This is a genomic window from Agromyces binzhouensis (genome assembly GCF_004135055.1).
GTDB classification, from domain to species: domain Bacteria; phylum Actinomycetota; class Actinomycetes; order Actinomycetales; family Microbacteriaceae; genus Agromyces; species Agromyces binzhouensis.
In genome coordinates this window covers 1-5,932 of sequence record NZ_SDPL01000183.1, presented here as the reverse complement: position 1 = coordinate 5,932, position 5,932 = coordinate 1, and the positions used below count along the sequence as shown (strand labels likewise).

Genomic DNA, 5,932 nt, shown 5'->3' with positions numbered 1-5,932 from the left:
CCGCGCCCGCGCGGAACGCCGCGGCGAGGTCCGCCGCGGAGGAGGTCGCGTCGACGGCGGGATGAGGGGCGGGCTGCGAGGCGCTCGTCACCTGCTCACCCCATCACATCGCGTCGCCCCTGCACAGGGGCGAGCGATCACCCGGCCGCGGGCGACCGTCGCGCGAGCGGCATCCGCACCCGCCCCTGGGCGAGCACGATGCCGAGCATGACGACGAGCGCGCCCACCGGCTCGTTCCACGACAGCGGCTCGCTGAGCACCAGCACGCCGAGCACGACGCCCACCACGGGCGTGACGTAGGTGACGGTCGACGCGTTCGTCGGACCCCAGTCGCGGATCACGCCGATGTTCCAGACGTAGGCGAGGCCCGTCCCGAGGATGCCGAGGACCGCGAGGCTCGCCACGATCGGCAGGTCGAGCGCCACCGGGCCGACGGCGAGGATCGGCGTGAGCAGCAGCATCACGGCCGCGCCCATGCCGACCTGCAGGAACGCGAAGGTCGTCTGCGCGATGGGCCGGCCGCTCAGGAACCTGCGCGTGTAGCCGAACATGACGCCGTAGCAGGCGGTCGCGCCGAGGCACGCGAGCTGTCCCGCGAGGCTGCCACCGAGCTCGGAGGACCACGGCGCGATGATGACGACCACCCCGAGGATGCCGACGATCACGCCGAGCCAGCGCGAGGCATCCAGCCGCTCGACCCGGAAGACGAGCGTGGCGGCGACCGCGGTCATGATCGGCGTCGTCGCGTTGAGGATCGAGGCGAGGCTCGAGGTCACGCTCTGCTGCGCCCACGAGAACAGGAGGAACGGGATCACGCACCCGAGCACCCCGATCACGAGGAAGTGCAGCCACACGATCGGCTCGCGCGGCAGCACCGGACCGCCCGCGACGCGCGGACGGACCGCGAGCACGACGAGGCCGAGCGTGAGGCCGCCGAGCACGGTGCGCGTCCACGCGACCTGGGTGAACGAGACGCCGCCCAGCGCGACGGCCATGAACAGGAAGCTCGCACCCCAGACGAGTCCCGCCGAGAGGAACTGCGCCCAGGTGCGGATGCCGCCGCGGCGCGGCGCCGTCGCGGTCGACGGCGCGGTGGTGGTGGGACCGGAGGGGGTGGTGGTGCTCACCCGCCAACGGTACGACCCGCTGGGGCCGGCCACGAGGGTCCCGGAATGCGATGTCCGGAACCCGCCGAAGGTTGGCAGCGACGAGCCCCCGCCCGTGCCGATCCGGCGCACCGCGCCTAGGCTTGGCGCCATGACCAGCCATTTCGACGTCATCGTCCTGGGCGCGGGTCCGGGCGGCTACGTGGCCGCCATCCGCGCCGCCCAGCTCGGCCTGAAGGTGGCCGTCATCGAGGAGAAGTACTGGGGCGGGGTCTGCCTCAACGTCGGGTGCATCCCCTCGAAGGCACTGCTGCGCAACGCCGAGCTCGCACACATCTTCCACGCCCAGGCCTCCACCTTCGGCATCTCGGGCGACGTGCACTTCGACTTCGGCGCGGCGTACGACCGCAGCCGCCAGGTCTCCGAGAAGCACGTCAAGGGCGTGCACTTCCTGATGAAGAAGAACGGCATCACCGAGTTCGACGGCCGCGGCTCGTTCACCGGTCCGAACGGCATCGACGTCGCGAAGGGCGACGGCTCGGTCGAGTCGCTGACCTTCGACAACGCGATCATCGCGACCGGCTCCAGGGTGCGCCTGCTGCCGGGCGTCGAACTCTCCGACAACGTCGTGACCTACGAGACGCAGATCCTCACCCGAGACCTGCCGCGCTCGATCGCGATCGTCGGTGCGGGCGCCATCGGCATGGAGTTCGCCTACGTGCTCCGGAACTACGGCGTCGAGGTCACCGTCGTCGAGTTCCTCGACCGCGCGCTGCCGAACGAGGACGCCGAGGTGTCGAAGGAGATCACGCGCCAGTACCGCAACCTCGGCGTGCCCATCCTGACCTCGACGAAGGTCGAGACGGTGACCGACCAGGGCTCCCAGGTCACCGTGACCTACACCGGGGCCGACGGGCAGCCGGGTTCGCTCGTCGTCGACAAGGTGCTCATGGCCGTCGGCTTCGCTCCCAACGTCGAGGGCTTCGGGCTCGACGCCACGGGCGTGCAACTCACCGAGCGCGGCGCCATCGCGATCGACGACCGCATGCGCACCAACGTGCCGCACATCTACGCCATCGGCGACGCGACCGCGAAGCTCATGCTCGCGCACGTCGCCGAGGCGCAGGGCGTCGTGGCGGCCGAGACCATCGCCGACGCCGAGACCATGGAGCTCGGCGACTACCGGATGATGCCGCGCGCCACGTTCTGCTCGCCGCAGGTCGCCTCGTTCGGGCTCACCGAGCAGCAGGCGCGCGACGAGGGCTACGACGTGATCACCGCGAAGTTCCCCTTCACCGCGAACGGCAAGGCGAACGGCCTCGGCGACCCGGTCGGGTTCGTGAAGCTCGTGGCCGACAAGACCCACTACGAACTGCTCGGCGGCCACCTCATCGGGCCGGACGCCTCGGAGCTGCTCCCCGAGCTGACCCTCGCGCAGAAGTGGGACCTCGGCGCGCTCGAGCTCGCCCGCAACGTGCACACGCACCCGACGCTCTCGGAGGCGCTGCAGGAGGCGTTCCACGGGCTCACCGGGCACATGATCAACATGTGACGCGGCCCGGCGCCGCACCCACGGTGCGCGAACGGGAGGAGGAATCCGGCGACACGCCGGTGAGAGCGGATGGCGCGGCGGCGCGCCATCCGGAAGTTCCTCCCGTTCCGTGCTCGAGTGGGAACCGGGTGCCCCTGCGCCCGCGTGGAGAGGACCGTTCGGTGAACCTGCTCATGATCATCCTCGGCGCCGTGCTCGCCGTCGCCGGCACCATCTGGACTCTTCAGGGCGTCGGCGTCCTGCCGGGCTCGGTGATGTCCGGGGTCACGATGTGGGCCGTGATCGGCCCCATTGTGGCGATCGGCGGGATCGCCCTGCTCTGGGTCGGGCTGGCCCGGCGTCGCCGCTCGCGCTGAGCCGCACCGGCGGGCTCTGCGATGCAGGCGGCGCTGCGCGCGCTCGGGAGGAACTTCATGCCGACATGCCGGCAACCCGGGCCGCCGCGGCCGCGTGTCCTCGGGAACTTCCTCCCGAGCGGATGGTGAGCCAGAGCTCGGCGGCAGCGAGGTCGGCGGCAGCGAGGTCGGCGGCGGTGATGGCAGCGGCGGTGATGGCACCGGCCGCAGCGCAACGGGGGCGGATGCCGGGCCGTGGGCCCGAGGCATCCGCCCCCGTCGTGCCGGCGACGAGGTCGTGGGCAGGCGGTCCCACCCCGTCGCAGTCGTGTCCGGCGGCCGCCCCATCACCCCATCCCGGGCGGCCGCCGGAGCCTCTAGTGGCTCACCGCCTTCTCGGCGCCGAGGCCGGTGAGCGAGCGGACCTCCATCTCGGCCTGCTTCTCGGGGCTCTCGACCGTCTTGTCCATGACGCTCACGATCCACCCGAGGAGGAAGGCCAGGGGGATCGAGACGATGCCCGGGTTCGACAGCGGGAAGATCGCGAAGTCGATGGCCTCGGTCTTCAGCATCGACGTCTCGGAGCCCGAGACGACCGGCGAGAAGATGATGAGCACGATCGCCGAGATCAGGCCGCCGTACATGCTCCAGAGGGCGCCCTTGGTGGTGAAGCCCTTCCAGAACAGCGAGTAGACGATCGTCGGCAGGTTCGCCGACGCGGCCACCGCGAACGCCAGCGCCACGAGGAAGGCCACGTTCTGGCCGTTCGCGCCGATGCCGCCGATGATCGCGACGACGCCGATGATGACGACCGTGCGACGGGCCACCTTGACCTCGGCGCCCGGCTCGGGCTTGCCCTTCTTCACGACCGACGCGTAGATGTCATGCGCGAAGGAGGCCGCCGCCGTGATGGTCAGTCCGGCGACGACCGCGAGGATCGTCGCGAACGCGATCGCCGAGATCAGGCCGAGGAGCAGCGGGCCGCCGAGCGCGAACGCGAGCAGCGGGGCCGCCGAGTTCGGGCCGCCGGGCGCGCCGGCGATCACGGCGGGACCCACGAGGGCCGCCGCGCCGTAGCCGAGCACGAGGGTGAACACGTAGAAGATGCCGATGAGCCAGATCGCCCAGACGACCGACTTGCGGGCCTCCTTGGCGGTCGGGACCGTGTAGAAGCGCATGAGCACGTGCGGGAGCGCGGCGGTGCCGAGCACGAGCGCGAGGCCGAGCGACATGAAGTCGATCTTGCTGACCTCGGAGACGCCGTACTTCAGGCCCGGGTCGAGGATCGCGGGGTTCTCCGCCACGGCGACGGCCTTGTCGAGCAGCGCCGAGAAGTCGAAGCCGTTGAGCGCGAGCACCCAGACCGTCATCACGCCGGCGCCCGCGATGAGCAGCACGGCCTTGATGATCTGCACCCAGGTGGTGCCCTTCATGCCGCCGACGAGCACGTAGAGGATCATCAGCGCGCCGACGACCGTGATGACGACGGCCTGGCCGACCTGGTCGCCCACGCCGAGCAGCAGCGACACGAGGCCGCCCGCACCCGCCATCTGCGCGAGCAGGTAGAAGAAGCACACCACGAGGGTCGTCGTGGCCGCGGCGATCCGGACGGGCCGCTGCTTCAGGCGGAACGAGAGCACGTCGGCCATCGTGAACTTGCCCGTGTTGCGGAGCAGCTCCGCGACGAGCAGCAGCGCCACGAGCCATGCGACGAGGAACCCGATCGAGTAGAGGAACCCGTCGTAGCCGTTCAGGGCGATCGCGCCGACGATGCCGAGGAACGATGCCGCCGACAGGTAGTCGCCCGCGATGGCCGAGCCGTTCTGCCCGCCGGTGAAGGATCGGCCGGCCGCGTAGTAGTCGGCCGCGGTCTTGTTGTTCCGGCTGGCGCGGAACACGATGACCATCGTCACCGCGACGAAGGCGCCGAAGATGCCGATGTTGAGCCAGGGGTTGCCGGGCGAGCTGGTCGCCGCTTCGAACGCGAACATCAGCGCACCGCCTTCTCGGTCTCGAAGTCGCCGGACTCGATCTCGGTGCGGATCTTCTCCGACTGCGGGTCGAGCCGCTTGTTGGCGTAGTGGACGTACCACATCGTCACGGCGAAGGTGGTGACCACCTGTGCCAGCCCGAGGACCATCGCCACGTTCACGCTGCCGAACACGCGCGTCGACATGAAGTCGACCGCGTACACGGCGAGCAGGACGTAGGCGAAGTACCAGACGAGGCACGCCGCGAGGACGGGGAAGACGAAACTGCGGTGGGTCTTGCGGAGTTCCTGGAACTCCGGGGATTGCTGCACGGCGGGGTAGTCGACGTGACTCAGGTCGACTTCCGCACTCAGGGCCTCATTGCCCATGGCGTCTCTCCTTCGAGGGGATGCGGCCGGGGCAGGCCCCGCGCCGCTGCGGTCGCAATGCGTCCATGCTGACCGCGCGGATGCCGCGCATGGGGCCCGGACCGCTCGTCGTCGGTGAGCGGCGCCGACCGTGCGACGAACGGCGCGGCGCGGCGACGAACGACGGATACAGTGACGTGCATGCCCGAGTCGATGCTGCTCGCCGCCGCTGCCGGCGTCGTCGCGGGCGCGCTCGCCGTGGGCGTCGTGGTGCTGCTCCGGCGCCTCGCGGTGCAGTCGAAGGACCTCGGCACCGACGCCGAGCGGGCCACCTACGAGACGCTGCACCTCGCCTCACGGGCCGCGAAGCACCTGCGGGGCGACATGACCGAGACGGATGCCGCGCGCGCTGCGCGGCACCTCAAGGCGCTGCTCGGCGCCGACACGCTCGCGCTCGTGATGACGGGCGGCCCGGTCGCGGTCGACGGCGACGAGACGCTGGTCTCCGCCGCGGAGCGGCTGGCCGTCGAGGCCGTCGAGACGGGCCGGTCGCAGGTCGAGCGGCGCGTGCCGACGCCGTCCGGCGAGACGGATGCCGCGG

The 5,932-nt window shown here is 70.9% G+C and carries 5 protein-coding genes and 1 pseudogene; 3 read left to right on the top strand and 3 right to left on the bottom strand.

Going from position 1 to position 5,932, the window contains the following annotated elements; genetic code table 11:
* Nucleotides 1–137 precede the first annotated feature (137 nt).
* The gene (locus tag ESO86_RS10050) at nucleotides 138–1,127 is read right to left on the bottom strand and encodes a DMT family transporter (RefSeq protein ID WP_242492311.1); all 990 of its coding nucleotides are present in this window, start codon (nucleotides 1,125–1,127) and stop codon (nucleotides 138–140) included.
* Between the two features lie 130 nt (nucleotides 1,128–1,257).
* On the opposite strand from ESO86_RS10050, the gene lpdA reads away from it, so the two are divergent.
* Both lpdA and ESO86_RS10040 read left to right on the top strand, forming a co-directional pair.
* Nucleotides 1,258–2,658 carry a dihydrolipoyl dehydrogenase gene (lpdA, locus tag ESO86_RS10045; RefSeq protein ID WP_129234773.1) on the top strand — a complete coding sequence of 467 codons (1,401 nt, stop codon included), beginning with the start codon at nucleotides 1,258–1,260 and terminating at the stop codon, nucleotides 2,656–2,658.
* 161 nt (nucleotides 2,659–2,819) lie between these two features.
* Nucleotides 2,820–3,014 (top strand): hypothetical protein, encoded by a 195-nt coding sequence (locus tag ESO86_RS10040; RefSeq protein ID WP_242492310.1) that lies wholly within the window; start codon nucleotides 2,820–2,822, stop codon nucleotides 3,012–3,014.
* 356 nt (nucleotides 3,015–3,370) lie between these two features.
* Here ESO86_RS10040 and ESO86_RS10035 read toward each other — a convergent pair whose 3' ends face one another.
* Complete coding sequence (locus ESO86_RS10035) at nucleotides 3,371–4,984, bottom strand: solute symporter family protein (RefSeq protein ID WP_129234772.1); 1,614 nt, start codon at nucleotides 4,982–4,984, stop codon at nucleotides 3,371–3,373.
* The gene (locus tag ESO86_RS10030; RefSeq protein WP_129234771.1) at nucleotides 4,984–5,352 is read right to left on the bottom strand and encodes a DUF485 domain-containing protein; all 369 of its coding nucleotides are present in this window, start codon (nucleotides 5,350–5,352) and stop codon (nucleotides 4,984–4,986) included. Before ESO86_RS10030 ends, ESO86_RS10035 begins: the two co-directional genes overlap by 1 nt.
* Before the next feature lie 180 nt (nucleotides 5,353–5,532).
* On the opposite strand from ESO86_RS10030, the pseudogene ESO86_RS10025 reads away from it, so the two are divergent.
* Nucleotides 5,533–5,932, top strand: a pseudogene (locus tag ESO86_RS10025) (sensor histidine kinase); the annotation flags it as partial.